The sequence below is a fragment of the Luteitalea sp. genome (assembly GCA_009377605.1).
Taxonomy (GTDB): Bacteria; Acidobacteriota; Vicinamibacteria; order Vicinamibacterales; family Vicinamibacteraceae; genus WHTT01.
The window spans coordinates 1-25424 of record WHTT01000033.1 but is presented as its reverse complement, the minus strand read 5'-3'; the positions used below and the strand labels follow the sequence as shown (position 1 = coordinate 25424).

Sequence of the window (25424 nt, the reverse complement as noted above, 5' to 3'; positions counted from 1 at the left end):
GGTATAATCAACGTGAATGACAAGTTCAGCCGAGAGAGGACCGAGCGCGGCCTCGGCCGTGCGTGCGCCCCGGGCGCCGTTGACTTTCGAGACCGCGCCGGATCGATACCGCCACTGGCAGCTCTCGTACGATGGAGCCATCGCCACGCTTGCGTTGAACGTGCAAGAGGATGGCGGCCTTGGTGATTACCGCCTCAAGCTCAATTCCTACGATCTCGGTGTCGATCTCGAGCTCGCCGATGCCCTGCAGCGACTACGTTTCGAGCATCCCGAAGTGCGCGTCGTGGTCCTGCGCAGTGCGCTCGATCGCGTCTTCTCTGCCGGCGCCAATATCTACATGCTCGCGCAGAGCAGCCACGCCTTCAAAGTGAACTTCTGCAAGTTCACCAACGAAACGCGACTAGCGTTGGAAGATGCGAGCGCGCACTCCGGGATGGCATTCCTCGCCGCGGTGAGTGGCACCTGCGCGGGAGGCGGTTACGAGCTGGCGCTGGCGTGTGACGAGATCTTCCTGGTGGACGATGGGCGTGCGGCGGTGTCATTACCGGAAGTCCCGCTGCTCGGCGTCTTGCCGGGCACCGGCGGAGTGACGCGGCTCGTCGACAAGCGCCGTGTGCGGCGCGATCTGGCAGACGTCTTCTGCACGCTTGCCGAGGGTGTGAAGGGACGTCGTGCCGTCGCGTGGGGCCTTGTCGATGCGGTGTATCCCACCAGCCGGTTCTGGAGCGCTGTCGACAGCCGCGCGCGCGAGCTTGCGATGACCTCCGCTCGTCCTGTCGATGCACGTGGCATCGCGTTGCGACCGCTCGAGCCAATTGTCACCGGTGACGTCCTGTCCTACTCGTCGGTCGAGCTCTCGATCCACCGCGCCGCACGGACAGCGGAGCTGACGATCATGGCGCCTGCGGAAACCGAGCCGCAGACCATCGACGACATCGTGGACGCCGGCGACCGGTACTGGCCGTTGCGCACGTTTCGCGAGCTGGAGGACGTGCTGTTGCGATTGCGGTTCAACGAGCCGGAAATCGGCACGATCGTTGTCCGGACGCGAGGGGATCTCGCGCGCGTGCTGTCGGTGGACGCCACACTGGCCGCGCACGATCGGCACTGGCTGGTCCGTGAAATCATTCACTTCATGAAGCGCGTCCTGAAGCGGCTCGAGCAGTCCGCGCGCAGCATCGTCGCGCTGGCCGATGCTGGCTCCTGTTTCGGCGGCAGCTTGTTCGAGCTGGCTCTGGCGGCGGACCGCTGCTACATGCTCGATGATGAAGAGCGGCCGGTCTTGGTCGCGCTCTCGCCGATGAATGCGGGACGTCTGCCGATGGCCAACGGGCTGTCCCGGCTGCAAGCACGGTTCCTCGCGACGCCGGAACGGGTCGAGGAGATGCTCGCGCAGGCAGGACCTTTCGATGCGCCCGCCGCGCTCGAGGCCGGGTTGGTCACGGCGGCACCGGACGAGCTCGATTGGGATGCCGAGGTGCGACTTGCGATCGAGCACCGAGCGGCGATGTCGCCAGATGCGCTGACGGGCCTGGAGGCGAGCTTGCGGTTTGCCGGCCCGGAGACCATCGAAACGAAGATCTTCGGACGGTTATCCGCGTGGCAGAACTGGATCTTTCAGCGTCCGAACGCGGTCGGCGAGCGCGGCGCCCTGGCGGCGTACGGCGGCGGCCGAGGCCGACCGGAGTTCGATTGGCGCAGGACATAGCCTCCGTGGTGGCTTCATCGATCGAGGTGCCACATGATCTCCGCAGAGCGCATTCCCAACAACGTCTCCCTCTCCGAGAACAGGCGGCTGCAACGCGCGCTTCAGCACTGGCAGCCGCAGTACCTCGAATGGTGGCGCGACATGGGGCCGGAAGGCTTCCAGGACCACCACTATGTCTACCTTCGAACCGCCGTGAGCGTCGATCCCGGAGGCTGGGTGCACTACGACTACGTCAAGCTGCCGGAGTACCGCTGGGGCATCTTCCTCGCGGAGCCCCTCCGCGATCGGACGATTGGATTCGGTGATTTTCTCGGCAGCCCCGTTTGGCAGGAAGTCCCGGGTGACTTTCGCAGCCCGCTGCGAAGGCTCGTCGTCACGCAAGGCGACACGGAGCCGGCCAGCGTCGAGCAGCAGCGCCTGCTCGGCCACAGTTGTCCCAGCATGTACGACCTGCGCAACTTGTTTCAGGTGAACGTCGAAGAAGGGCGCCACTTGTGGGCCATGGTGTACATCCTCCACTCTTATTTCGGCCGTGATGGCCGAGACGAGGCGGAGGAGATGTTGGACCGCCAGAGTGGCGATGCCGACAAACCGCGCATCCTCGACGCCTTCAACGAGCCGATTGACACCTGGCTGGACTTCTTCATGTTTGCGATGTTCACGGACCGTGACGGCAAGTCACAGCTGCTGTCGCTCTCCGAGAGCGCCTTCGATCCGCTGTCGCGCACGACGCGGTTCATGCTGACCGAGGAGGCGCACCACATGTTCGTCGGAGAGAGCGGCGTTGCGCGCATCATCGAGCGCACATGTCAGCTTCTCACCAGCGGCCAGGCTGGCTTCTCCGAGGATGTTCGCCGCGTGGGCGGCATCGACCTGCCGACCTTACAGAAGTTCTTGAACTTCTGGTTCAGCATGAGCCTCGATCTCCACGGCGGCGAGATCTCGAGCAATGCTGCCATCTATTTCGCCAATGGTCTCAAGGGGCGGCAGTACGAGGAGAAATACCCCGACCACAAGTGCCTGGAGGGAACCTACGCGGTCGATGTGGTCGTCGACGGCACGATCGAGACCCGCAATGTGCCGCTCAGGAACGCCATGAACGAGATTCAACGCGATTGGTACACCGGCGACTGTCGTGCCGGTGTCGAGCGTTGGAATCGCATCCTCGAAAAGCACGGCATCGGCGAGCGCTTGCGGGTACCTGACCGAAAGTTCAATCGCCACATTGGCATCTACGCCGGCTTCCACTTCGATCCGGAAGGTCGCATGATCGAATCCGACGAGTGGGAGGCTCGCCGGACCGAGTGGCTACCGTCTTCTGAAGACAAAGCGTACATTAGGAGCTTGATGGCGGCGCCCGTCTACGAGCCCTCCAACTTCGCCAACTACATCGCACCACCCTCGAAGGGCATCAATCGCCGGCCGGTCGACTTCGAGTACGTTCGCACCGAGCTCTAGAGTCCTTGGTTCTTGGTCCTTGGTTCTTGGTGCGCCGAGCTGTGCCCTGGGCTAGCGTCGACGCTCCCGAGGCGGCAGCGAGGCAGACCCAAGGACCAAGAACCAGGAACCAGACCTAGGGACCAAGAACCTTGATTGCGCTTGCCCACAAGCGATATAAAGTAGAGAGCGGATTTGGAAAATGATTCCGCATAGTGAAATGCATGGTGTTCCCAGGTTGGCCCCGAGCGAGCTGGAGACGCCGAGGCAGAAGCCGACCTCGCTCGACAAGGCGCTGGATCTGTGCGAGGCGTTGAGCGCCGTACCCAGGGGCGCCACCTTGTCCGAACTGGCGCGCCAGGTTCGACTGCCGCCGGCGACGACGCATCGGCTGTTGCGCGTGCTGAGGCGCCGCGGCTTTGTGCGCCAGGACGAAGAGACCGGTCGCTACCTTCTGACGTTGCGCTGGCTCGACCTCAGCTTTCGTGCACTCGGCCGTTCAGAGATTCGGCTCCACGCATATCCCGTGATGCGTGAGTACGTGCTGCGCACACAGGCACGCACGTTCATTGCCGTGCCGCCGGACGGTGAGGTCACGTATGTGTGGAGCGGCGGCGCAGACGAGGTCTCGATGTACACGGCGTACGGAAAGGCAATGCCTGGGCACTGCTCGATATACTTCACGCCCGATCAACAGAGCGCGCGCCGGCTCGTCTGCGTCAAGCTGGATCGGAGCGCGGATGCGCGCCGAAGTGCAGAGATCGCGCGCCGGCTCGGCTCGGGGGAGCTGGTCTCCCGGGTGCACTCGCTCAATTGCACCTGCGCGCCGGTCTACGACTACAGCGGCCGTGAGGTCGCGCGTGTGGGCCTGTTTGCCCACCGTGAAGATGAGCATCTGCTGCACGAGCACCATGTCCCGGCGGCGTGGGAGCTGGCGCGGGCAATCTCGTGGCGGCTGGGACATTTGGCAAGCCGCATTGCGGACGAGTGACGAGAGACGAAGCCCGTCTCCGTCGTTCCTGAGAGGAGGAAGCGTGGCTTACATCATCACGGAACCGTGCATCGGCACGAAGGACCATTCGTGCGTCGACGTATGCCCGGTGGACTGCATTCACCCACGCAAGGATGAAGCGGACTTCGAGAGCGCGCCGATGCTCTACATCCATCCGGACGAGTGCATCGATTGTGGCGCCTGTGTTCCGGCGTGTCCCGTCGAAGCGATCTTCGCGCTCGACGAGGTGCCCGACAAGTGGAAGGAGTACATCGAAACCAACGCCCAGTACTTCCAGAAATAGCCCGAGGTCAGGCGCGTCCGTCTGCGGCGCGCAGCATCTCGGTCTCACGTGCCAACAGCGCCTGCTTCGCGCGAAGCCGCTGTTCCCGCCGTGCTCGGGCTTCTGCCGCCGAGCGGTGGGCCTCGTCGGTTTCCAAGAGCAGCGGATGTACCGGGACCGCATTCCCGTGCTCGTCGACCGCCACGAATGTGAGATACGCGTGGCACGTGAGCTTGCGCACGCCCGTCAGTGCCTCTTCGGAAAAGACCTGCACTTGCACCTCGAGCGATGTGGTGAACGTGCAGGTCACCTGCGCCTTCAGGATGACGAGATCCCCAATGCGAATGGGATGGAGAAACTGCAGGCCATCCACTGCGGCTGTGACGACGCGCTGCCGCGTGTGTTTGAGGCAGGTGATCGCGCCAGCGATGTCGATGAGGTGCATGACGGCGCCGCCGAGCATGAATCCCAAGGGGTTGGCGTCGTTGGGGAGCACCGCCTGAATCATCTCGGTGGCGGACTCGTCGACGCGCTTCGGCGTGAGCGTAGTCATAATGGAAAAGGAACCGGGTACCTTTGCGATCGGGGCTCGCGAGCACGGCGCGTTCGGCGAACGCGCCCTACCGTGGCCCGAGAGAACGCGCCCTACCATGCCGAGGGAATACGCCCTACCGCGCACGAGGGTAGGCCGCCTCGCCGAGGTGGCCGTTAGAAGTCGTAGCCAATCCAGAAGCTGAAGCGAGGCTCGCGGAACCAGTCGCTGCCACTCTTGCCCTCCAGGGCGCCTTGGAACTGGAACAGCGCATCCTCCCAATCGCGATTGAACAGGGTACGCCAAGACCAGTCGAAGTGCACAGGGAAGCCGAGGAGAAACGTCTCGAGGCCCACTCCGTATGAGGCGCGCCCATCGACGAGCCGGAAGCCGGAAATCGTGCGCGGCTGGCCATAGACGGGGATCGGAAAGCCGAACTCATCCGCCACGAAATTCTCGATCGAGCGCACCTGCTCCGTGTTGTTGTCCCACAAGCGGAACCCCGAGCCGGGATTGGTCAGATTCAACGGCTGGCCGAAGTCCGTCGTCGTGGGCCGGCCCTCGAAGCTCGCACCACCGAGGCCCGCAAAGAAGGCTCCACGCACGCCGCCGAGGACGCCGAGCGGCGTGAGCATGGCTTCGATGAGCGGGAAGCGCAGCTCCGCGTTCGCGAAGAAGCCGCGGTCGCCGACGAACTCCAGGTAGTCGTACCCACGCAGCTCCGAATTACCGCCGTAGAAGAAGAAGTCCGGAGCGTCGCCCCAGCTCCGGAAGCCGCGGAATCGGAGCGCCAGCACGCCGGTGGTGGCGAGACGCTTGTAGTAGCGGAGGTCGCCATCCACGGCCTGGCGAGACAGCGTGTCCCCGATCCCGGGCGACACCTCGTAGCCCAGTCGCACGGTCGAGCCCGAAAGCGGACCGAACTCGCGAAAGATCGTGGTCTCCTGGACGAACGTGAGGCCGAGCGGGACGAGCGTCCCGCTCTGGAAGAGCGTCCGCCCATAGGTTTGTCTCTGAAAATCGTCGGAGGCGTCCTGCAGGCCAGGGTCATCGAACTCTTCGTTGTACCGGAACACACCGCCGGAGAGCTCCAGACGCCGGTAACGATTGAGCGGATACCAGGCAAAGAGCGAAGCCCCGGTCATCGTCCGCGTGGCGATCGCAGCATCGCGATCCAGCAAGAACCGTGAGTCGTACAGGAGGCCGGGTTGCAGGCCATAGTAGAACAGCGTTTGCTGGTACGCCTGAGCGCCCCACTGTATCCGCCGCGAAAGGTTGTGATAGCCCAAGGCGAGCGTTCGATACTGCGAGATCGACGCCGCATAGAAGTTGAACTGCTGGTCGCCGAGCACGTCCGCGAACGTGACCTGCGTTCCCCCGAAGAGATCCCCTCCGCTCGTGACGCCCACGGACACCGGAGGTCGACCCTCGAGAAACAGCCGGTCGAAGGTCCCCTTGCGCTTCTGGTTCGCGGGCACGAGCGTGTGCGGCAACGGCGCTTGGAAATCAATCACCGGGCCCGGCGCGCCGAAGTCGCTCGACGCCACCTCGAGCTCTGGATCGCGCAGTGGAATCTCGTGAAGCCCGTACTCACCCTTGAAGTACGTGATGAACGAAATACGCTGCGGCTCATCCTCCTTCGTCGCGGGCAACACGATGGGCGAGAGATTACCCGTGAGCGCGTCGGTGTACTGCCGCAAGGTGTCCGTCGAGAGATCCAGCGTCCAGATGTTGTAGATGTTGCCGTCCTTCGCCAGCTCTGGATCGATGGGCTTGCGTGGATCCAGTGCCGTCGACGGAAAGACGAGCGTGCGATCGTCGATGAAGCGCGCACCGCCCTCGTCGTGCGTGCCGAAGGTGAGCTGCGTACGCTTCTTGGATGCCAGATCCAGCCTGAAGAGCTTGTCGTTTCCGCTGATGCGCGAGAGATACACGATGGATTTGCCGTCGGGTGCGAAGACCGGCGCGAAGTCGGCAAAGGCGTCAGTCGTGAGAGGGCTGACTTTACCGCTCGCGAGGTCGATTTGAAACAGATCTCCCACGGCATTGCGCAGGCCCGCAAACGCAAGCGTCTTCCCGTCCGGTGAGAAGGCCGGGGACTCCGGCGCGTCGACGGAGTCGATGTAATAGCGCTTCTCTGCCTTTCCCGTCACGACATTGCGCAGGATGAGCGACCGCTGCTTTTCCGTGCGGGCGAAGTAGGCGATGAGATCCCCTTTCGGGCTCCATGCCATCCAGGGCACGGTGTTCCCGCGTGCGTTCGGGAGCGCGATGTACTCGTACCCGCTGTCCTTGTCGAATCCTTGTGTGATGTTGCGCACGACCTGCCGATCCTTCGTCGACAGCAGGATGATGTCGAGCTCTTGATCCTTCCGATTGCCGACCGCCGCGGCCACGAGCTCGCCCGAGGGCGCAGGCTCGATTGAAATCGCGCCGGTGTACCTCGTGTCCTCCGGGTCCGGCGACAAGTCGCGACCGTAGTCTTCGGGCCGCTCCTTGTCGCGAAACGGCTTGAAGCGATCCTTCAGGTAGTTCGAAAACTGATCGTCGAACTCATCGTCGGAGACACTGAGCGCCTCTTCGAAGGCGTTCTCGCCGCCGCCGATGACGCTCTTTCGGAGCGAGAAGAGAAACTGGCGGATGCCCTCTTTCCCCCACTTCGATTCGATGAACTCGAACACCGCGTGCCCGAGATTGTAAGGAGTCCGCCCACCGAACATTCCATAGGACTCCATCTTGGTCATCTTCGGGACGATGTCCGCCACGGCGACATCGCGAACCGTCATCATGTCGAGCGCATCCCAGGTGCCGCGCATGTAATCGGACAGCCCCTCGTCTACCCACAGCGGGTGGCCGCGACGCACGAGCGAGCGAGGGATGATGTCGTACTCGAAGAGATGCGTGAGCTCGTGCACGATGAGGCCGTAGAGCTGATCGGGCGGATAGTCGAGCGGCAGCACCATGCGGTTGCGCTGGGACTCGGCAAACGCGGCCACACCCTCTGGAACGCCGCCGGGCATGATGTTCTGCTGTTGAAACTCGGCGTGTGTCTTGAACAGGACGAGCGGCGCCCTGATCGCGAGATCATGTTTCAGCTCCGAGCTGATGTGCTGGTACGCGCTTTCCGCGTAGCTCGCAACACGCTCGAGGTGAGGCTCGATCTCCGGATAGTAGAAGATCTCGAAGTGGTCCGTCGTGTAGGTGTGCCACCTGAACTTGTCGTACTTGATCTCATTCTTTCCGTAGTACGGGACGAGTGGCGTTTGGCCGCGGACCGTGGCGTGGCCGACGCTCACGGGACCGGACAGTGCGCAGGACACGCGATCGCCGGTGCCTTGATAGGGGGCGAAAACCGTCTGCGCCTGCGCCACGCCGGTGGCCGCGAGCCATCCGGTCACCGCACAGGAGACCAACCATGTCAATCGACGCCGTGGATCTTGCCGCATGGCGACACCTCGGAGGCATCCTAACGCGGAGCCATCAACCTCGCGTAACACTCTGGCGCCTGCGCAGCAGGTGCCGCATGACGATACGGTCATCGTACTTGGTTGGATGGCCCGGAAGCAACGGTTGTGATGGCCGGATGGCTGCAACAGCCGTGCCGATGTGCCGACAGGGGCGGCCGTCGATGTGAGCGCCCGGCGGGCTGGGTGGTGTGGTTGGGGGGCCACAGAAATGTCCCTTGCAGGCGCCAGGTCGCCCACATTCCGCGCGGCGCTCCGCCCTCCGCCCTCCGGGCGTCTGCGGACACAGTCGGCCGCACGATGAGGGGCTCAAAGGCCTCTTGCGACGCCCCCTGGTGGCGTTACTCCGAATATACTGAGGGCTCGCCCGGGATCATGCGTGCCGGCGCCGCCGCGCACGGTCCGACCCGACTTATGGTGCTGCGGCTGGGAAGACGCGAGGATCGGCAGGTCTCACGGGACGAGCAGTTTCGCGCCGATGCACTCGCACACCTCGACAGCCTCTACGGCACCGCGTTGCGGCTCGCAGGCGATCGCGAGACCGCCCAAGACCTCGTGCAAGAGACCTATCTGAGAGCATTCCAGGCTGTGTCGCGCTTCGAGCCCGGCACGAACCTCAAGGCGTGGCTCTTCACGATCCTGCACAACGCACATCGCAACCTCCGCCGGAGCGCCGCCCGCAACCCCGTCGAGACTGCGAGCGATGTCGTCGAGCATGCAGAAGCCACCCGTATGGCCGACAACGATCCGGAACACCGGCTGCTCCGGGAGACGCTCGACGCGGACCTGCAGGAGGCACTCGATCGGCTCCCGGACGTCTTTCGGCAGGCGGTCTGGCTCCGCGACGTCGAGGAGCTGACCTACGCTGAGATTGCCGGCGTGATGGCGGTGCCTGTGGGCACCGTGATGTCCCGAATCGCCCGGGGGCGGCGGCTGCTGTACGAAACCCTGATGCGCCAGCGGGAGGCACGGCAGGGGGTGAACGGTGACAGGGTGAGGGGGTGACGGGGTGACAGGGTGAGGGGACCTGTAGGGCTCGGGGCGCGTCTTAACGAGTTGGAAAGGAATGATGTCGAAATGTCGCGAGATTGAGGAGCGCCTGGCCCCGTTTGTCGATGGGGAGTTGCCGTCGGACGCTCAGGCCGAGATCGAAGGCCACCTGGAGGAGTGCCCGCCTTGCCGAGACGCCGCGCGTGCGCAGGCCGGCTGCCGGGCGTTGCTGCGCTCCCGCGCCGCGCGCCTCCGGTCGGCGGCGCCCGACGAGCTCGTGACCCGCTGTTCGGCGTTGACGTGTGGATCGGCGGCCGTGCGTCGACGGCTGTGGATTCCGACGACCTTGGCCGCGAGCTTGCTGTTCGCGCTGGGCGGCGTGGCGCTCTACGGACTGACCGGTGTCTCGGGCCGGGTTCTCGCCGCGCAGCTCGCACTCGACCATGTCAAGTGCCGCACGTTCTCAGGCGAATCATCGGAAGATGCGGAGGCGCCCGCCGATGCGTCCGCACGCTTTGCGCGCACCTACGGTTGGCATGTTGCCGTGCCGGCGGCGCCGCCGGGCGGAGAGTCGCGATTTATTTGCTTACGGCGCTGCCTGTATATGCGCGGGCAGCTGGCGCACGCGATATACAACATCGACGATCGCGATGTGTCACTCTTCGTGCTGCCGGGTGCCGACTCGCCGTCCGCGAATCTCTCCATCCTGGGACAGCGTGCGCGCACCTGGTCGGACGGACACCGCACGTACGCGCTCGTTGCCGATCTGCCGCCGGATACGGTGGCTCGACTCAAACGATACTTCGAGGCGAGGCTGGTGCGGGCGCGCCATGAAGCAGCGGTCCGTTTCTGAGTCGAGAAGGCGTCGGTCTGGGAACGAACACGGCGCGTTCGGCGAACGTGCCCTACGATGGTGGAATGGAGGGACGCCTCGCCCAGGCGTCTGTCACATCTGAGGTTGACCATGAAGAAGCGTTGGATGATTGCGGCGCTCGGCGCCCTGGGACTGGGGTTGGCGGCGGTACCCTTCTTGCCGCTTGGCGGCAGCAGTGACACGACGGCCAGATCGACCGCGGCGTTGCCGGCGGTGTGCAACGCGGAGCCAAAGCCGGCCCAGCTGGACTTCACGCTCCCGGACATCGATGGCAAGCGTGTCACGTTGGCCGACTACCGCGGTCAGGTCCTGGCCATCAACTTCTGGGCGACGTGGTGCGGGCCCTGCCGACACGAGATCCCCATCTTCGTCGAGCTCCAGGAACGCTATCGTGACAAAGATTTCACCTTTGTCGGCATCTCGGTTCAGGACGATAGCATGGAGCCGATCAAGGCCTTCGCGAAGGAATACGAGATGAACTACCCCGTGCTCCAGGGCACCGGCGATGCTGAGTTGGAGCGCGCGTATGGCCCGCTCTACGGTATTCCAGTCACGGTGCTGCTCGCGCGGGATGGCACGGTCTGCAAGCGATTCATGGGCTTTCCGGGTGAGAAGCCGTTCCAGCAGGTGATCGAGGCACTCTTGTGATGGAACCAGCCGAGGGCAGAGCCCCTGGGCTTGGTTGGTGCTATGATGAACAGGCGATGCTGAAGGGGTTTACTCACGCGCGTCTGGCCTGCGGGTGCCGTATTACGTTTCGCGAGGGCGTCGAGGGCAGTCCCGTCGTTGTCGTCGTCGATGAACGTTCCCCGCAGTGTCCGTCCACGCTCCACGTCACCGGCCTGCCGCTGTACGATTTTCGCGAGTCGCTTCGTCCCTCCACGCGCATCAATCCCACAGGCGAAGAAGAATACGAAGAAGAGGGTTAGGGCCTGTCCCCTTTTCCTACCGCTCGTCGGTTGTGTGCTCCGGGAGCGCCTTGTCGACGGCCGGCCGGTGCGGCAGGTCTGCGATGGCGCGCGCGGTTGCGTAGATCGTTCGCACGATCTTTTCCATCTTCGTATAGTCAATCTTGTCGGCCGAGTCGCCGACGTCGTGATAGTCCTCGTGGAGACCGCTGAAGTAGAAGATCACGGGGATGTCGTGCTTGGCGTAGTTGTAGTGATCGCTCCGGTAGAAGAAACGCTCGCGATCGCCACGTGCATCGTACTTGTAGTCGAACGACAGGTTGAAGAGCCCTGCGTTGACGCGCCGGCTGAGCCGCTCGAGCTCACTGCTCATCAGCGTCGAGCCGATCACGTAGGTGGAGTCGGGCCCCGTCAGGTGTTTGTTGGCGGGGTGCGTGTCGCCCGGCTTGCGACTGCGGCCAATCATGTCGACGTTCAGCTGCGCAACGATCTGCTCGAGCGGCACCGTCGGGAAACGGGTGAAGTAGTCGGAGCCCCAGAGACCGCGCTCTTCACCCGTATGCCACGTGAAGAGCATGGATCGCTTCGGTCGCGGAGCAGTCGCGAATACCTCTGCCATCGATAGCAACGCCACCGTGCCGGAGCCGTCATCGTCAGCACCGTTGTAAATGATGTCGCCCGAGCCGGTGCCGACGCCCACGTGATCGTAGTGGGCGCCGAGCGCGACGTACTCCTGTCTCAGCGCTGGGTCGCTTCCTTCCACCACGGCCACCACGTTCTGCGTTCGTGCGGGGCGGCTCGTCAGCGCGACGGTGATGCTCAAGATCTTGTGCGCGTCGAGCGCGAACGGCTTCTCGGGCTTTCGGGAGATGGCGCCAGCGAGCACCTCTTCGGCTGTCGCTTCTTCACCATCGAACAACGCGCCCAACAAGCCCGGCGACGCCGTAATCGACGGGATATCGTCCGGTTGTTCGCTCGGGAGCTTCTCGACGACATACGTCGATTCATCGGCCTTCCGGCGCCAGGAGGTCAGCGTCCGATAGGATGGGAGATAGACCACGCCAACGCCGCCAAGGCGCTCGGCGGCGCTCATGGGATCGTCCCAGTCGACGCCTTGCTTGCCTTTGAGGTCGGCACGCCTGACGCCGCTCGGCATCGACTCGTGTGCGACGATGATCTTTCCCTTGATGTCGCGGCCGGCGTACGGGTCGAGCCCCCGCTCCTTGATCATGTAGCCGTGGCCGACGTAAACGAGGGGGCCGGACGCCTGGCCCGACGTGCCGCCCGCGAGGAAATCGTCATCGTAGGTGAAGGCGCGGTCTCCAAGCGCCACACGCGATCTATCGCGATCAACACGGTGCTCGACGAGGGCGATACGCTGAAAGTAACTGCCTTCGTCACCAGCGGGCCTGGCACCCCAACGCGAGAGGTGCGAGGCGATGTAAAGGGCGGCCGTATCGAGGCCGCGCGAGGGCGTGTTTCGTCCTTGGAGCTCGTCAGCCGCGATGAATGCCAGGTAGCTGCGCAGATCCGCGGCAGTGATTTGCTCGAGCCCGGGATACGTCGTTGACGGGCGTGCCCGGGACTGCCCTGTACCGAGGAGCAGCGCGGCCGCGACCACTACGAGGAGGGACTGCATGACATGGTGACGAGATGGCATCTTGTCACCCAGATACGCCTGACCTGGGTCGTTCCGTTGCATCGCTGCGCACACGGATCTCGGCGACGAGCGGCAGGTGATCCGACGCCACCAGCGCCAGCCGTGTGCGTATCAGCTCCACATCGAGCACTTCGATGGCGCCATCGTAGTAGATGTGATCCAGGTGTACGAGCGGAAACAGGCCGGGGTAGGTGCGCCTCCGGCGCAGAAAGGCGTAGATGTCGACTCCCTGAAACAAGCGAGACAGTGTTGCCGTGGCAAGGCCGCGAAGCCACTCGTTGAAATCACCCAGCACGAGCTTGGGGCCCGAGACGCGCTGATCGTTCACGAACGTGGCGAGTCGTCTGGCTTGATATCGGCGCTCCAGGACCGACGTGCCAAGGTGAACGTTGTAGAAGTGGAGCAGCGGGCCATCGACTGAAATGTCTGCCCGCTGGCAGCAGCGAGGCTCGCGGTGTTGATGCCAGGAGAGGTCGTACTGTGTGTGATGCTGAATCGGGAACCGGCTCAGGACGGCATTCCCAAAGAGATGCCCCCGGCGTCTTCGCGTCGAGGCCATGACCCAGCCCATGCCCAGTGCCGCGCCGAGCCAGGCTGCGTGTCCCTCGTGCGACGCGCTCGCGCCGATGACCTCTTGCAGGGCCATCACGTCGGCGCGCGTGCTCTGGAGCACCTCCGCAATGCGCTCAGGGCTCGTGCGCCGATCGAGGCCGCAGCAGCGGTGGATGTTGTACGTCGCGATGCGCAGGCGAGCCACAGCGTGATCAGGGGCGAGGCGCCAGCGGCGGGGCGTGACAGGGTGACAAGGTGATGGGGTGACACGGTGACTGGGTTGTCGGGGGTGTGCGTTAGGGGCGCCCATGCATCCGACCGTAGCCGAAGGCCCTTTCTACGCACCGCGAACGGCCCCTTCACCTGGTCACCCCCTCACCGTGTCACCTTGTCACCCCTCCGCACCTTGCCACCTTCGTCCGTTCCTATTCGAAATCGAAGTCCCGCTCGGGGCGCGTCACAGGTTCCTTCTGCGCCTGGCGAAGGGCTTCTTCGAACCGGCGTGAGAGGGCATCCCCCTTCGTCCGCTCTGTTTCGAGCGACCGTTGAAACGCTGCTTCGCGACGCGCAGCCTCTTCCTTGAGGATCCGCTGAGCGTGATCGAGCTCGGGTCTGTCGCCGCGCTCCGGCACGACGTGACCAACGACGCGCTTGAGATTGGCGTCGATCGTGAGCGTCGCCCCGCAACACGGACACTCGGAGGTGAATTCCGACGCGAGTGGAGCCATACGCGTTCTACCCATCAGGTACGGCCCATCCGTACCTCCCTCGATCATACAGGTTACGTGAAGATCCGAGGAATGGGCGTCCAGGCGTCGCGACCGGCGTAGTCCACCGGCTTCTGGCCCGGACAAGCCTCGATGAAGGCCAAGTAGGCGCGCCGGAGGCGATCAATCCGCCTATCAGACGAGCGAATCGCCCGGTGTGGGAGATTGATGAGCGCCCGCTCTACCTTCCAGACGTTGGTCGTGGCAAACCGCCAGTCGTATTGGCCCAAGGAGCGGAGATCGAGGAGGCCATACCCGGTGATCCGGCCTGTCTTGTCGACGTACGGATCCACGTAGCTCAAGGCCAGCTGGCGTGCCGTGCGGAAGACGGGTCGCCGGCCGTGCAGACCAGGATCTCGCGAGCGGGCGATGGAGCCCCAGCCGGTTCGCGCCCGATAAACAAACAACACATGGTCGAGCTTGTCAATTGACTCGAGGCTCATCAGCAGCGGTGGAACGCCGCGCTGTTCGAGAACGACGGCGGCAAACAATGCAGCCTCGAGACAATGGACGCGCCTGGCGCGCACAACACCTCGGAAGCTCTGCTGTGTCTCGCCGTTGAGCTCTGTGTTATAGCTGAGGCCGTTGAGGAACTGCTGCACGCGGCGGGGCGTGCCCAGGAGCCGGATGAGATGGCGCTCGGCGCGCGTGAATCGCGCCAGCGGTGGCGGCGCGAGCGGAATCTCCCTGGAGGATCGACGTTTCCTCACGATACTGGTATACTCCCCCCAAGAACCTTCGACTTGGCCCCAGTGGGAGTTGTCATTATTCTCGCCCGCACTGCGCATCAGGTTGCAATCCCCAGCATGTGGTCCCGGTCGGGCGCGCGGCCGTGGCCACGAGACGATAACTCGCGCACGTGAAGCAGGATCGGATCCGATGGCTCAAAGACTGTATGTGGGGAACCTACCGTACGGCACAACCGACGAAGAGCTGAGCGCCCTGTTCAGTCGTGCAGGCATGGTCGAAAACGTCCAGGTGATGCGCGACCTTGCCACAGGGCGTGCGCGAGGCTTTGCGTTCGTGCAGATGGCCTCTGCCGAAGATGCGCAACGCGCTATCTCCGAGTTCCACGAATATCAGCTCGACGGGCGTGCGCTGGTCGTCAACGAAGCTCGGCCAAAGCCGGCGCACAACGGCCCGCGAGGTGGTTGGGGGGACGGCGAGATGTCGCGCGGTGGCCGCCGGGAGCCTCGCTGGTAGACCTCGGACACGCGAGCCGCTACACGGCGTTGCAGCCGGGCTGGCGACGACACCGCGGTTGCTCACTTTGAGCACGCCACGGGCGGAGTCGACGCTGGAGCGATCAGACGATCCAGCCGTCCCTCAGATTGACGACGCGATCGCCGTACGAGGCGTTCGTCTCCGAGTGCGTGACCTGCACGATGGTTGTGCCCGCCGAGTTGAGGCGCTTGAAGAGCTCCATGATCTCCCGGCCCTGATCGGAGTGGAGATTCCCGGTCGGCTCGTCGGCGAGGATCAGCTTTGGATTCGCGATCACCGCACGTGCCACGGCGACGAGCTGCTGCTGGCCACCGGACAGTTGGTTTGGAAAGAGGTCCTTCTTCCCGACAATCTGGAACCGGTCCAGCGTATCGCAGACGATGGAGTCGCGCTCGCCTTTCTTGACGTTCCGATAGGAGAGCGGCAGCTCGAGGTTCTCGTACACCGTCAGGTGATCCAGCAGATGGTAGCTCTGGAACACGAAGCCGATGTACGCCTTGTGCAGCTCGGCGCGCTCCTTCTTGCTCAGGGCGTGGACCGGGTGGCCAACGAACCAGTAGTCGCCGCTCCAATCGCTGTCGTGCATGCCGAGGATGTGCAACAGGGTCGACTTGCCTGCGCCCGACGGTCCCATGACGGAGACGAACTCGCCCTCGCGGATATCGACCGTGATGCGTCGCAGGACGTAGGTACGACCAGGGCCATGCTGGAAGTATTTCTCGATGTGCTGGAGCGTAATGAGCGCGCCCGGCGTTTGCTCCGACGACAGGGTGTCGACCGGAGCAGGGCGTGAACGGCCAAACATAGATGTATCCTCTCTCTCGCGATTCATCCGCGTGGCAAGGCGGCTCACCCGCGGGTGGGGCGGCCCGCGGCGTCGTGGCAACCGTGCCACAATGACGCATGGTACCAGGTTCCTGCTGGATTGGCACGTCCGGCTACAACTACCCGGAGTGGAAGGGAACGTTCTATCCTGGCGACTTGCCGGCATCGAAGATGCTCGCCTACTACGCGGCGCGCCTCCCGACCGTCGAGATCAATTACAGCTTCTATCGCTTGCCCAGTGCCCGCATCCTCGCCGGCTGGGCAGAGCGGGTGCCCGAGCGCTTCCGGTTCACGCTGAAGGCACCGCGGCGCATCACCCATGACCAGCGGCTCAAGGACTGCGCCAGCTTGGTGGAGGCGTTTTGTGGAGCCGCCGCGACCCTCGGCCCGAGGCTGGGGATTCTGCTGTTCCAGCTGCCGCCAAGCCTCAGGTGTGACCTGGATCTCTTCGACGCGTTCCTGGACACGCTGCCGCCGGGTGTGCGGGCGGCGTTCGAGTTTCGGCACGAGTCGTGGCTCGATGAGAACGTGTACGCGCGATTGCGGGGACGCAACCTCGCGCTGTGCATCGCGGACAGCGAGACACGACACACGCCCATCGTCTCCACGGCGGACTATGGATACCTCCGGCTCCGCGATGAAGGCTACGCGCCGGCCGACCTCGCGCGCTGGGCGTCTGTCGTCGAGGGTTCCGCGGCGACGTGGCGCGAAACGTACGTCTACTTCAAGCACGAAGAGGCCGGCAAGGGGCCGGAGTTCGCCGGCGAGCTGATGCGCATCCTGAGCGAGCTCAGCGCGCGCGCGTAGCGCAGGCCTTGAGGCCTGCCAACATGTGTGTGGTCGGCGGGCTTTCTCCTCGCGGAGGTGGGTAGGCCTCAAGGCCTGCGCTACGGACGCGCGCTTCGCGTGTGGAAATCGGCCCACTCGACGATCGCTTGTTCCGCCCAATAGCCGTCGTGATCCGTCGTGGTCTCGCTGAGGAACGCGCAGTGCCCGCCGTGTGGCGTGAGGAGGCACGTGATCCACGGATTGCCCGAGATCGCCGGATCGCGAAACTGATCGACGGGCACGAACGGATCATCGGCAGCGGAGATGATCAAGGTCGGCACCCGAGCGCGTGCGATGACGCGTAGAGCACTCGCACGATGATAGTAGTCCGCGGCGTTTCGAAAGCCGTGGTGTGGCGCGGTGTACTGGTCGTCGAACCCGCGAATCGTCCGAATGTGCTGGAGCGGGCGCGCGTCGTACAGATCCGGAAAGAGCCGCGCCTTTCGACGCAGCCGCGTCTTCAACTTCCGCATGAAATTCCACTCGTACACTGCGTTCTCGCGGCGCTCGAGCGCCTCCACGCATGTCGCGAGATCCATCGTCGGTGACACGGCGCAGACGGCGCGCAACGCTGTCGGCGGCCGAGCGCCGTAGTCGCCGGCCAGCTTGAGGGCGAGGTTTCCGCCGAGTGAGTAGCCGGCAACGACGAACGCCGAGATCCCGTCACGCGCCATCAACTCGTCGATGACAAAGCTGGCATCAGCGGTCAGACCGGAGTGATAGAGCCCGCGCGAGAGCGCCTCGGTGCCACCGCAGTTGCGCTGGTTCAAGCGCACGACGTTGAAGCCGCGCGCGAATGCCTTGTCAGCCATGCCGCACATGTAGTGTGCAGAGCTCGAGCCTTCGAGACCGTGCAGGGCAACCAGGGTGGGGTGTACCGCACGGTCGATCTGCCAGTGACAGTGCGCCAGGACCCGAGCGTCCGGTGCAACATCGAAGTACCGCACCTCCGCTGGTGGCAAGCTTGGGAGACGTCGCCGGCGCGCCCAGACGTAGACCGTCATCCAGTGCCCGCCCCTCCAGCGCACGGAGGGGACGTAGACGGGAAGCTGGCACGAGGGACGCGGCGGCAGACGATCGGGCGACGCGTTCATAGGCGACCGATCATCGTATCAGGGTCAGATTCCGCACCTGGCGGAGGTCATAGACGTGAAAGCGCTCGTTGCGGTACACCGCAGGGAGCTCCAGCTTCCGATCGACGATGAGGTAGTCGAGATCGTAGCGGCGCGCAAGGCGCAAGAATGCCGTCTCATCGAACGAGGCAAAGCGTCGGGTCGCGATCATGCGCTCATCGACACGCACCGCGACGTTGCGAGCGTACAGCGCCACTGCGGTGTCCTTGACCACCTCCAGTAGCACATCACGCTCTGCCGTGAGCCGCACGCTCGCGCCGTACTTCCACGCATGGTCGGGATCGGCCAGCAGATGCGCGTTGCCCGCCGTGTGTGTGCGGAGCCAGAGACCCGCGTCGAGCCACGGACCAGGCTCCAGGTCCACCTGGGCGAAGCGTCGATCCGGAAACTCGATGTTCAAGATGTACAGGCCGCGTGCCATCGAGGCGAGGAGCACGGCTGTGAACAGGAGCCGCGGACGGCTACGCCGCATACCCTCCGCCAGCCACCACACGAGGTAAAGCGTGGCGAGGAAATCCACCATCCAGAGCACGCGCGACACCTGGAGCTGCACGGCGAACGCGAGACGCGCTGCAATGAAGGGCAGCGACAAGAGAAAGATGACGACGAGCGCAAGGCAGCCCATCACGAGGCCTGACTCTGCGGCGTGGGTGAGCCCACGCCGCAGACGGATCCGCCAGATGAGCACGACCAACAGGACGCAACCCGCGTGTAGGGCCCAGACTTCGGGCGGCCAGCGGGTGGGGAAGATGTAGTCCTTGCCGGCAACAGCCGCTTCCCATGCTGCATCGAACGGCGTCAGCCTGCGAGCGAGCGGCCCAGCAGCCAGGGCCCACATCGCACCGGCGATGCACACGATGCCAACCACGGCAAGTGGCCGCCGCAGCTGTGGCTCGTTGATCCACAGCATCACGAATAGCCAGACTGCGAACCAGAGGCCGGTGGTGGGATGGATCAGGCCCGCCGCCACGACCAGCACGAGGGGAAAAAGAAGGAAAAAGGGGACAGGCCCCTTTTCGGGACTTGATCCAACCGAAAAGGGGCCTGTCCGCTTTTTCCTTGCCGCGACGGCAAGGGCGGCAATCCCGACGGCAAACGCCAGAATCCGAGGGTGCCAGTAGCCTTCCAGCGTATTGACGCCCGTCTCCGCGATACGGTGCCGCAGCGTCAGCGCCGCGCCAAAGACTGCGATGCTCCATCCAGACACCAGAAACGGACGGGCAAAAGCCATCGCTGCCGCGAGCAACAGCGCTAGCGTCAGCACGTAACCAATCAGCATCACGATGGGCAGGGATGCGTGCGTGATCCGCACGACGGACGCGAGCAGTTGATCGGAGAGGATCAGCGTGCTCTGCGCGTCGAGCAGTATCGAGTCGCGTGGGAAGAGCGTTGGATCCAGAGCGCGCAGCACCGAAGGCAGGTAGAACAACTGATCGGACAAACCGTAGCGGTACCCGGCTGAGTTGGCAGTCGCGAGCACGATGAAGCCAAGGAGCGCCGCGATCCAGACACCAACGAGACGCATAGAAAGGGGTGGGGGGTGTGACAAGGTGACAAGGCGACCGGGTGACAAGGTGACAAGGTGACCGGGTGACAAGGTGACTGGGTTGTTCGAACGCAGATGGCGGCGTTTTAGCCTTGCGTTGCACGAGCTGGCAAGGTCCTTGGCTGCTTACCCCGATGACCGAGTCACCCCCGTCACTCTTTCACCCCGTCACCCTTTCACCCTGTCACCCCTCACCTCAAAAGGTTACCTTCGGCGCCTGCTGTGCCTCTTTTGGAGCCTCGAAGTACGGATACTCTTCGAACCCAAAGACGCGGGCGGTCATATTCGCCGGGAACCTGCGGCGCAGCTGGTTGTAGGCGGTGACCTGCTCGTTGTAACGCCCCCGCGCCACCGCAATGCGGTTCTCTGTGCCGGAGAGCTCGTCCATCAGCCGCATGAACGTTTGATCGGACTTGAGCTGCGGATAGTTCTCGACGATGACGAGCAGGCGGGACAAGGCGGAGCTCTGCTCGTTGGCGGCGGCAATCGTCTCGCTCGGCGTCTGCGCACCCGCCAGCTTCGCGCGTGAGTCGGCAATGGCTTGCAGCACCGACTTCTCCTGTGCGGCGAAGCCCTTCACCGTCTCCACGAGATTCGGGATGAGATCGTTCCGGCGCTGAAGTTGGTTCTGCACCTCCCCCCAGGCGCCCTTGATGGCTTCCTGTTCCGACACGAACCGGTTGTACGAGCAGCCCGCGAGGCCCATCATCACGACGCTGACGAGCACGACCGCCATCGTCTGTTTCAACGTGTGCATATCATTCTCCCTCGTCCAGACAAGAACGGACGATCACCAGCGGGCGCCACCACCGCCGCCGCCGCTGCCGCCGCCGCCAAAGCCCCCAAAGCCGCCGCCACCGCCAAAGCCTCCGCCGCCAAAGCCGCCGCCCATTCCTCCCCAGCTCCCGCCGCCGAAGCCGCCGGGCCATCCGCTCCATGGTCCAGAGCGGTGGCCACCGTAATAGCGGCGTCGCCCTGAGAGCCCTCGCGTGAGGCCGTTCAGCAAGAACAGCAGGAAAAAGACGAGAGGGAACCATGGGATTCGCGTTCCCCCAGCGGTAGGCAGTGGCTTCGCGCGCGGCTTGCGGTCAACGTCGACCTTGCGCTCTTCGGAGATGCGATCGATGTAGCGTTCCACGCCAGCCACGAGGCCGGCGCCGTACGCACCGTGTTTGAAGTGCGGCAGCATGTACTGGCGGGCGGTCTCGCCGGCAAAGCCGTCGGTAATTGCGCCCTCGAGCCCGTAGCCCACCTCGGTCCAGACCTCCCTGTCTTCTACGGCGAGGACCAGCAGCAGCCCGTTGTCTTGCTCTTTGTCGCCAATGCCGCGGCCATGGTTCTCGAACAGCTCGACCGCAAGCTCACGGATATCGGCGAATCTCGGCGTGGCCGTGCGAACGGTGGCTACGATGATGACGTCACCGGTGGCTTCCTGTACCGAGCGGCTGAGCCGGTCGAGCTCGCCGGCGCTCGCGGCGTCGATGACATGCGCGAAGTCGTTGACCGGCTCCGTGAGCAGCGGTAGGGGAGAAGCGGTGTCATCGGCCTGCGCGCCGGACACGCCCCTGGCCGCGAGCATGCTGGTCAGCTGCAGCAGAACGGCCAGCGCCAACAACAGCCCGCGGCTCCGCCCCCGTGACGGGGTCGAGGACCGGGTCGAGGACGGGGTCGAGGAAGCGGTCGCCGGCGCGCCGGGCGTTACCGACTGTGTGCGATTGACCATGAGTCGACAAAGCGGGTCAGCGCTTGCATGAGATCGAGATAGGGCGGGAACAACCGAACCGCCTCGTCCGGCGCAAGCTGAGGAACGCGTTCGAGCGCGAGCACACGCCCCGCGACCGATGCAGACAGGCCGGTCATCGCTTCGAGATGACCGGCGAGCGCCTCCGGCTCCGACGTCTCCAGACCGCCGAGCCGTGCCAGTGTCCCCAACAGCTTCGCAAACGGCGAAGCAGAGGCCACCAACAGCCTGGCTACCTGTTCGGCCTCGCCGCCAGTCTCGAGGAAGCCCTCGCGGAGGTGGATTGCGTGCCCCCTCACCTCCACTTCAGACGCTCGCCGGAGGTCGTCTGGAAGGACGGCGAGGCCGACGAATGGATCGCGGCCGGACACCACCACGTGATTGGCGATGATGTCGCCGTACTCCACGGGAAAGACATCGAGCGCCCGGTGGAACTCGATCGCCGGCAGCAGGAAAGGCATGGCGAGGTTCCGTGCCCGCCACGTGTGTGCCCGGTCGGCGCACGCGGCAAGGTCGCCGTACTCGAGGCTGTCGACGAGCGCGAGGGTTTCGACCGGCTGCGGCGGCGGCGTGGAGGCAGGGTCACCGGTGTGAGCATGCGCACCGTGCACGAGCAGGACCTGGAGCCTCGGACCAAAGATATTGGCGAGATCGGCGGCCAAGACGTCCACAGCGCGGCGCACCGTTGGGTGCAGCGAGGATAGAGACATCACCTCATTGTACTGGACGCCGCTCACCCCAGCCGTTTCTCGCTGTGAACCACGGCAGGCGCCGCCCGTATTCTCGAATGGAAGTCCGACATCGAGGTGGGGCGTGTGGAGGGAGGAGGAGAGCTGAGCATGGGCCACTTTGTGAGCCTAGTGAGCGCTGGGCGGCAACGAGACGGCCGTAAAAGGCGGGGCGGGGGGACGGTAAGCAGACTCACGGCTACTGCCCTGGCCGTCGTCCTTGCCGCGCCGGGCGTTGCGTCTGGCCAGGAGCTCCCCGAGCGGAAGCCGCAAGCACTCAAGCGGGTTGAAATTCTGCGAGATCGGGGCGCGGCGCAGGATGCCCAACGCACCCGCGAGCAGCTCCAGGACTTGCTGGGGCGATTGCCACCCTCGGTCTCGCAGGTGCTCAATGCGGATCCCACGCTGCTGGCCAATACGGAGTACCTGTCGCCGTATCCCGAGCTCGGCTCCTTCCTGGAACAGCATCCCGAAGTGTCGCGGGACCTCCGTTTCTTCGTGGGGGACGCCGAGTCGATCTGGCGCAGTCAGGATCCGCGGGCGGCGATGCAGCGATTCTGGGAGAGCATGTTCGGGGTTCTCATCCCGTTCGGCATCTTCTTGGTCGTCGCCGGTGGCATCCTCTGGATCCTCAAGACGGCGCTCGACCACCGGCGCTGGCGCCAGGTCGTGGACCGCCAGACGGAGCTGCGCAACAAGCTGCTCGATCGCTTCGCGTCGCACGAGGATCTGATGGCGCTCATGCGACGCTGCTTGCGGACGTGCGCACCGCTGTCATCGGCTGGTTTGCGCGCTTCGACCCGGCGAGCATCCGGCTGGCGCTGATTGCCTGCGTGTCGGCCGCATTGCTAATTCCTCTCGCGGTCTACCTCGCCATTTCCGAGAAGTAAAAAGGAACCGGGCGCCTTCCGCCTGAATAGGCACCCGTTTCACCACGAAGAGCACGAAGAACACGAAGAATACAAGAAATCCTTCCTTCGTGATCTTCGTGTCCTTCGTGGTGAAAACCTTCGTGGTGGTTCCTTTTTCGCCCCGACTCGGCCAGAATCGGGTCATGCTTCTGCGCGAGCTGCATGTTGGCTGCTTCGGGGGCGGAACTGGCCTGCCCAGCCTGCTTGGCGGTCTCAAGCGCAATCCCTGGCTGCGCGTCAGCGCTATCGTCACCACGTTCGACAGCGGCGGCAGCTCGGGTGTCCTCAGAGACGAGCTCGGCGTGCTGCCGCCGGGCGACGTGCTGAGGTGCGCCCTGGCGCTCGCACGCAACGAACCGGAAGCACGGCGCGTCCTCCTGTCTCGGTTGCCGACGCTCGAGCACGAACGTCTCGGGGGGCACACCGGCGGCAACCTGCTGCTGTCGATGATGGAGCAGTACAGTGGAGACTTCCTCGCAGCAGTCGACGGTCTACGCACGGTGCTGGGCTGCAAGGGGCGGGTGTGGCCTGTCAGCACGGATCGCGCGAGCATTTGTGCGGAATACACCGATGGAACGATCACCTCCGGGGAGGTCGAGGTAGACGAGGGGCAGGCGCGCGGTCGCTATGTCAAGCGCGTGTGGCTCGACCCGGCCGTTCGTCTTCATCGGGATACGGAGAAGGCGATCGGCGAGCTCGACGCCGCGATCATCGGGCCCGGGAGCTTCTACACGAGCCTGATGCCGACACTCCTCGTGCGCGGCGTGCGCGAAGCGCTGGCAGCGCGTCGGACGCCGCTCATCCTGGTGGCGAACCTGCTCACCGAGGGCAGCGGGATGCGCGGCTTTAGCGCGGGTGAGGCCGTCGCGCGTCTTGCCGACGTCTTGGGTCGCCCAATCGACGCGGTCATCTTCAACTCGGCTCGTCCGTCACCAGACGTGCTCGCACGCTATGCGGCCGAGCACAAAGAACCACTGCTCCTTGGGGATGTCCCTGCGGGCTGCGAAGTGGTGGAAGGCGCCTTCTGGACGAGGGGCATTGCCCGCCACGAGCGTCGCCGGCTGGCGTACGCGGTCTGGACGGTGCTCGGCCGCCGCCTCCTTTCGTAAGCGAAGGAGCGGACGGGCCGATTCAAGTCCGGCTCGCCAGCTCAGGGGTTCGAGCTGCTTCACGCCCAGTTTCCCAGCAAGGGCAGCTGACTAGCTGCATAAATCGTTTCAAGTATCGTTTCACTCAGGACGCGATATGTCGCTATGTGGCGCACGAAACCGCCACACGGCCGCTGTACAATCGTTTCATGACCAGCAACGTGTCACGCGAGCTGAGCCGCGGCGTTCTCCACGCATCCGACCTCCGAGAGCGGCTCGGTGTCTCGCCGGCAACGCTCATGCGCATGGTACGGGACGCTGGGCCCGACGTTATGCGAATCGGGCGCGGCCGTGCGACGCAGTATGCGTTGCGGCAAGCGTGGCCAAACCTCGACGGTTCGCGTTTTCCGCTTGTTCGAGTCACCGAAAACGGGACTGCTGTCTCAGCAGGCGAAGTCACTACATTGGTGGCACGTCAGTCGGTCTGGATGCCCGCCGGCACGGTTTCGAACGGGCTTCCGATAGAGCTCGTTGACCAGCGCCCGTCGGGATTCTTAGGCCGACACTTTGCTGCCATTCACGCCGACCTCCGGCTACCGCCGCGATTGGCCGATTGGTCTGATCACCACATTCTGAGCGCGATGTCCCGGCGCGGAGAGGATTGGCCTGGCAACCTTATCGTTGGCGATGAATCGTTTGCCCGATGGCAAGCACTCGAGAGTGTTCCCAGAACCCGCAATGATTACCCAGCGCTCGCTGAAGCGACGATCGCGGGTCACCCTCCCGGGTCATCAGCCGGTGGCGAGCGGCCAAAATTCGGCGTGCTCGTTGACGGACGGCACATGCTCGTCAAGTTTGCTGCGCGAGGAGGGGCGGCCGATAGAGTCGCGAGGCGCTGGTGTGATCTGCTCATCCTCGAAGCACTCGCACTCCTCGTCGTGTGTTCACGCGGGATATCTGCCGCGCGTACGAACATCGTCGAGACCCCTTCCCACTGGTGCCTAGAGAGCGAGCGATTTGATCGCGTAGGGGTCCGCGGGCGTATTGCCGTTTTGAGTCTGGCGGCTATTCACGACGATCTAGCCGATGCATGGGCGCGGGCCGCCGTGTTACTCAGAGGTGCTGGGCGTCTCGCCGATGAAGGCGCTCGCCGACTTCGATGGCTCGATGCCTTCGGTGCCCTCATCGGAAATACCGATCGGCACCAGTACAACATCCTCTTCTTCACTGAAGG

General features: G+C 64.3%; 25 protein-coding genes. 13 read left to right on the top strand and 12 right to left on the bottom strand.

The genetic code is table 11. The features are described from left to right. The first annotated feature begins 16 nt into the window (after positions 1–16). The 4 genes from GEV06_13010 (at position 17) to GEV06_12995 (ending at position 4440) form a co-directional block, all read left to right on the top strand. On the top strand, positions 17–1708 hold the full coding sequence (locus GEV06_13010) for a benzoyl-CoA-dihydrodiol lyase (GenBank protein MPZ18816.1): 1692 nt from the start codon (positions 17–19) through the stop codon (positions 1706–1708). A gap of 33 nt (positions 1709–1741) precedes the next feature. Then, positions 1742–3166 (top strand): benzoyl-CoA 2,3-epoxidase subunit BoxB, encoded by a 1425-nt coding sequence (gene boxB / locus GEV06_13005; GenBank protein MPZ18815.1) that lies wholly within the window; start codon positions 1742–1744, stop codon positions 3164–3166. A 181-nt stretch (positions 3167–3347) separates the two neighbouring features. After that, positions 3348–4136: a helix-turn-helix domain-containing protein gene (locus GEV06_13000; protein ID MPZ18814.1), complete on the top strand. Its 789-nt coding sequence runs from the start codon at positions 3348–3350 to the stop codon at positions 4134–4136. A gap of 43 nt (positions 4137–4179) precedes the next feature. Further along, positions 4180–4440 (top strand): 4Fe-4S dicluster domain-containing protein, encoded by a 261-nt coding sequence (locus GEV06_12995; GenBank protein MPZ18813.1) that lies wholly within the window; start codon positions 4180–4182, stop codon positions 4438–4440. A 7-nt stretch (positions 4441–4447) separates the two neighbouring features. On the opposite strand, the gene GEV06_12990 is transcribed toward GEV06_12995, so the two are convergent. Together GEV06_12990 and GEV06_12985 are read right to left on the bottom strand one after the other, a co-directional pair. Then, positions 4448–4972 (bottom strand): acyl-CoA thioesterase, encoded by a 525-nt coding sequence (locus GEV06_12990; GenBank protein ID MPZ18812.1) that lies wholly within the window; start codon positions 4970–4972, stop codon positions 4448–4450. Positions 4973–5127: 155 nt separating this feature from the next. Then, positions 5128–8490 (bottom strand): hypothetical protein, encoded by a 3363-nt coding sequence (locus GEV06_12985; GenBank protein MPZ18811.1) that lies wholly within the window; start codon positions 8488–8490, stop codon positions 5128–5130. Between the two features lie 36 nt (positions 8491–8526). Between GEV06_12985 and GEV06_12980 the strand changes: the two genes are divergently transcribed. From GEV06_12980 to GEV06_12965, 4 genes are all read left to right on the top strand, one after another. Further along, positions 8527–9420, top strand: coding sequence for a sigma-70 family RNA polymerase sigma factor (locus GEV06_12980; protein ID MPZ18810.1), 894 nt, complete (start codon positions 8527–8529; stop codon positions 9418–9420). A 61-nt stretch (positions 9421–9481) separates the two neighbouring features. Next, on the top strand, positions 9482–10258 hold the full coding sequence (locus tag GEV06_12975) for a hypothetical protein (protein ID MPZ18809.1): 777 nt from the start codon (positions 9482–9484) through the stop codon (positions 10256–10258). Between the two features lie 57 nt (positions 10259–10315). After that, positions 10316–10927 carry a redoxin domain-containing protein gene (locus GEV06_12970; protein ID MPZ18808.1) on the top strand — a complete coding sequence of 204 codons (612 nt, stop codon included), beginning with the start codon at positions 10316–10318 and terminating at the stop codon, positions 10925–10927. After that, a complete protein-coding gene (locus GEV06_12965; GenBank protein ID MPZ18807.1) occupies positions 10927–11208 on the top strand; it encodes a hypothetical protein in 282 nt (93 codons plus the stop codon). Before GEV06_12970 ends, GEV06_12965 begins: the two co-directional genes overlap by 1 nt. 16 nt (positions 11209–11224) lie before the next feature. Here GEV06_12965 and GEV06_12960 read toward each other — a convergent pair whose 3' ends face one another. From GEV06_12960 to GEV06_12945, 4 genes are all read right to left on the bottom strand, one after another. Next, on the bottom strand, positions 11225–12889 hold the full coding sequence (locus GEV06_12960; GenBank protein ID MPZ18806.1) for a M28 family peptidase: 1665 nt from the start codon (positions 12887–12889) through the stop codon (positions 11225–11227). Then, a complete protein-coding gene (locus tag GEV06_12955) occupies positions 12852–13709 on the bottom strand; it encodes a hypothetical protein (GenBank protein ID MPZ18805.1) in 858 nt (285 codons plus the stop codon). The genes GEV06_12960 and GEV06_12955 overlap by 38 nt, the downstream gene beginning before the upstream one ends. A gap of 115 nt (positions 13710–13824) precedes the next feature. Next, positions 13825–14127 carry a hypothetical protein gene (locus GEV06_12950; GenBank protein ID MPZ18804.1) on the bottom strand — a complete coding sequence of 101 codons (303 nt, stop codon included), beginning with the start codon at positions 14125–14127 and terminating at the stop codon, positions 13825–13827. Between the two features lie 53 nt (positions 14128–14180). Next, positions 14181–14876, bottom strand: a complete 696-nt coding sequence (locus GEV06_12945; protein ID MPZ18803.1) for a hypothetical protein — start codon at positions 14874–14876, stop codon at positions 14181–14183. Between the two features lie 169 nt (positions 14877–15045). Here GEV06_12945 and GEV06_12940 point away from each other — a divergent pair, with 169 nt between their 5' ends. Beyond that, a complete protein-coding gene (locus GEV06_12940; GenBank protein MPZ18802.1) occupies positions 15046–15369 on the top strand; it encodes an RNA-binding protein in 324 nt (107 codons plus the stop codon). A 103-nt stretch (positions 15370–15472) separates the two neighbouring features. Here GEV06_12940 and GEV06_12935 read toward each other — a convergent pair whose 3' ends face one another. Beyond that, a complete protein-coding gene (locus GEV06_12935; protein ID MPZ18801.1) occupies positions 15473–16195 on the bottom strand; it encodes an ATP-binding cassette domain-containing protein in 723 nt (240 codons plus the stop codon). Between the two features lie 98 nt (positions 16196–16293). Here GEV06_12935 and GEV06_12930 point away from each other — a divergent pair, with 98 nt between their 5' ends. After that, positions 16294–17022 (top strand): DUF72 domain-containing protein, encoded by a 729-nt coding sequence (locus GEV06_12930; protein MPZ18800.1) that lies wholly within the window; start codon positions 16294–16296, stop codon positions 17020–17022. Positions 17023–17102: 80 nt separating this feature from the next. Here the strand turns inward: GEV06_12930 and GEV06_12925 are convergent, their stop codons facing one another. From GEV06_12925 to GEV06_12905, 5 genes are all read right to left on the bottom strand, one after another. Continuing rightward, positions 17103–18137: an alpha/beta fold hydrolase gene (locus tag GEV06_12925; protein MPZ18799.1), complete on the bottom strand. Its 1035-nt coding sequence runs from the start codon at positions 18135–18137 to the stop codon at positions 17103–17105. A 10-nt stretch (positions 18138–18147) separates the two neighbouring features. After that, positions 18148–19701 (bottom strand): hypothetical protein, encoded by a 1554-nt coding sequence (locus GEV06_12920; protein MPZ18798.1) that lies wholly within the window; start codon positions 19699–19701, stop codon positions 18148–18150. A gap of 217 nt (positions 19702–19918) precedes the next feature. Beyond that, positions 19919–20479: a LemA family protein gene (locus GEV06_12915; protein ID MPZ18797.1), complete on the bottom strand. Its 561-nt coding sequence runs from the start codon at positions 20477–20479 to the stop codon at positions 19919–19921. 33 nt (positions 20480–20512) lie between these two features. Then, positions 20513–21445, bottom strand: coding sequence for a TPM domain-containing protein (locus tag GEV06_12910; GenBank protein ID MPZ18796.1), 933 nt, complete (start codon positions 21443–21445; stop codon positions 20513–20515). Next, positions 21421–22173 (bottom strand): hypothetical protein, encoded by a 753-nt coding sequence (locus GEV06_12905; protein ID MPZ18795.1) that lies wholly within the window; start codon positions 22171–22173, stop codon positions 21421–21423. The genes GEV06_12910 and GEV06_12905 overlap by 25 nt, the downstream gene beginning before the upstream one ends. Before the next feature lie 129 nt (positions 22174–22302). On the opposite strand from GEV06_12905, the gene GEV06_12900 reads away from it, so the two are divergent. The 3 genes from GEV06_12900 to GEV06_12890 all read left to right on the top strand — a co-directional run. Then, a complete protein-coding gene (locus GEV06_12900; protein ID MPZ18794.1) occupies positions 22303–23016 on the top strand; it encodes a hypothetical protein in 714 nt (237 codons plus the stop codon). Positions 23017–23245: 229 nt separating this feature from the next. Continuing rightward, entirely contained in the window at positions 23246–24211 is a 966-nt protein-coding gene (gene yvcK / locus GEV06_12895; GenBank protein ID MPZ18793.1) for a uridine diphosphate-N-acetylglucosamine-binding protein YvcK, read from the top strand. A 188-nt stretch (positions 24212–24399) separates the two neighbouring features. After that, the coding region (locus GEV06_12890) for a transcriptional regulator (protein ID MPZ18792.1) at positions 24400–25424 on the top strand (1025 nt) is incomplete at its 3' end.